Origin of the sequence: Desulfofundulus sp. (assembly GCF_049701015.1) — a bacterium.
Classification (GTDB): Bacteria; Bacillota; Desulfotomaculia; order Desulfotomaculales; family Desulfovirgulaceae; genus Desulfofundulus.
Map to the genome: position 1 here is coordinate 1 of NZ_JBNATZ010000342.1, position 2,216 is coordinate 2,216.

Sequence of the window (2,216 nt, forward strand, 5' to 3'; positions counted from 1 at the left end):
CTAATTGCTTTTGTGCCTGTGTTTTCAGCAGGACGCCTGCCCAAAGGGAGAAACATCGCTCTGATAACAGTGTCAGGCGGCGCTGGAGTTGCCCTGGCTGATATCAGCGAGCGGTTGGGTCTTGTTATTCCTCCGCTCAGTGCAAGGGCGAGATCCAAAATGGAAGCCGCACTGCCCTTTTTTGCTTCCGCTCAAAATCCAGTCGATTTAACAGCACAGTATGTAACCAATCCGGAAATACTTGTCCCCTGCTTTAACGCTTTACTCGAGGAAGACAATATAGACATCATCCTGGGCAACTTCGATTTTCGGGAACCATACGGTGTAGAAATTGCCCGCCAGGTTATCAATGTTTATAATTCCACCGATAAAACCATCGTCATCTGTCCCTGGGTCTTCCCGGGCCAGGATGAGGGGGACGGGGTTAGGGAGCTGCGCCGCGCGGGTGTGCCCGTTCTGCCGAATACGGTTCAGGCCGTTAGAGCGCTGGCCCACCTGGTGAATTACTCGGAATTCCTGCGTAAAAGAAAGAGTGAGGAATACCGTGTACCAGCCATTTCGATGAAAGACTATGATTTCCCCGGTGATATTGTCGGGGTCGGAGGGACTCTGAGCGAGGGTGATTCCAAAGCCCTGCTCTCCAAATTCGGGATTCCGGTGACCAGGAGCGGCCTGGCTGGTTCAGCAGGTGAAGCTGTGGAGCTTGCCGGGCAAATAGGTTACCCCGTGGCGATGAAGGTTGATTCACCGGATATTCCGCACAAGACCGAGGCAGGTGCCGTATTTCTGAACCTCTTTTCGGAAGAGGAAGTGAGAAGGGCATACGCTTCCATACTGCAGAATGCCGGCCATTATAAACCGGGTGCCCGCATTAACGGCGTACTGGTGCAGGAAATGCTGCCGGAAGGGACCGAGGTGATCATCGGTGTGACCAGGGATCCGGTGTTCGGCCCCACGGTCATGTTCGGGCTGGGTGGCATATTCGTCGAGGTGTTGAAAGATGTTTCGTTCCGGGTAGCTCCGCTAAGCCGGGGTGATGCCCTGGACATGATCAGGGAAATCAAGGGCTATGAGGTTTTGAAAGGGGTGCGTGGCAAACCACCTGCCGACATTGAAGCCCTGGTGGACGTGATTATGAAGGTCTCCACCCTGGCTACGGTCTTAAATGATCAGCTCGAGGAACTGGACATCAACCCGCTGGTGGTTTACCCCGAAGGGAAAGGAGTGAGGGTTGCCGACGCCATGATAGTACTCAAGAAACGCGACGGGTAAAAACAAAACAAAAGGGGGTCGGCTGTAAGGGCCAGGAAAAACCAGAAAACAGAAACCTGTCTGAAAAGTATGTTATGAGGAGGATATATATGGAGTTAAAAGATGCCATTTGCCGGCGGAGAAGTATCCGTAAATTTAAACCGGACCCCATTCCCGAAGCCTATATTACGGAATTGCTGGAGGCCGCCCGTCTGGCCCCTTCCGGGACCAACATTCAGCCCTGGCGGTTTGTGGTGGTGGAGAGTGCGGAGATGAAACAGCGTCTGGCTGAGTGCACACTGGGGGTGAGTTTCATCGCCCGGGCGCCTGTCACCATTGTCTGCTGTGCAGACCTGGAAGCAGTAGAAACAAGACCTCAAAGAATTGTGGAACTCCGTGAAGCCGGTGCCTTTGTCGGGACGGACTTTGAGAACGTTAAAATGGAAGATTACATCAAGCAGGGAGAAATGGACCGCAACGCGGCCAGGGCCTATGTGACTCTGAATACCGCCATTGCCATCGAGCACATTGTTCTGCGGGCCACCGACCTGGGGCTGGGCTCGTGCTGGGTGATGATGTTCAGACAAAAGCAGGTGAAGCAGTTGCTTGGACTGGGCGACAATATCGTGGTTGTGGCCCTGCTGCCCATAGGTTTCCCCGACCAGGACCCGCCTCCCCGCCCGCGGCTGAAGCTGGAAGAAATCCTGATTAAACGGGTTTAAATGTTGAACACTGAGGAGGTCTTGATTTACGTTGAGCCGGAAAAAGGGAGCTCTTGATTTGAAACAAGAAGTTATGGACAGCGGGGCCTGTACGCGGTGCGGACTCTGTGCCGGCCTCTGTCCCTACATCAAGGCTGTCGGGGAGCGCGTTGCCCTGGTTTACCCCTGCGGACTCGAGGAGGGAAACTGCTATCGGTTGTGTCCCCGGACGCCCACCGATTGGGAACAAATTGACCGGAGCGT

Annotated in this window: 2 protein-coding genes and 1 pseudogene; all 3 read left to right on the forward strand. The window is 54.2% G+C overall.

Features of this window, described 5'->3' with window-relative positions; translation table 11 throughout:
• Positions 1-1,272, forward strand: a 1,272-nt coding sequence (locus ACPLUI_RS14125) for an acetate--CoA ligase family protein (protein WP_424660881.1), incomplete at its 5' end; no start/stop codon positions are given.
• Positions 1,273-1,361: 89 nt separating this feature from the next.
• Entirely contained in the window at positions 1,362-1,973 is a 612-nt protein-coding gene (locus ACPLUI_RS14130; protein ID WP_424660882.1) for a nitroreductase family protein, read from the forward strand.
• Positions 1,974-2,004: 31 nt separating this feature from the next.
• Positions 2,005-2,216 (forward strand): annotated as a pseudogene (locus tag ACPLUI_RS14135) (hypothetical protein); the annotation flags it as partial.

What these genes read in the sequence shown, in the direction of transcription:
- ACPLUI_RS14130 (WP_424660882.1), top strand. Translation starts at nt 1,362, where the DNA reads ATGGAGTTAAAAGATGCCATTTGCCGGCGGAGAAGTATCCGTAAATTT.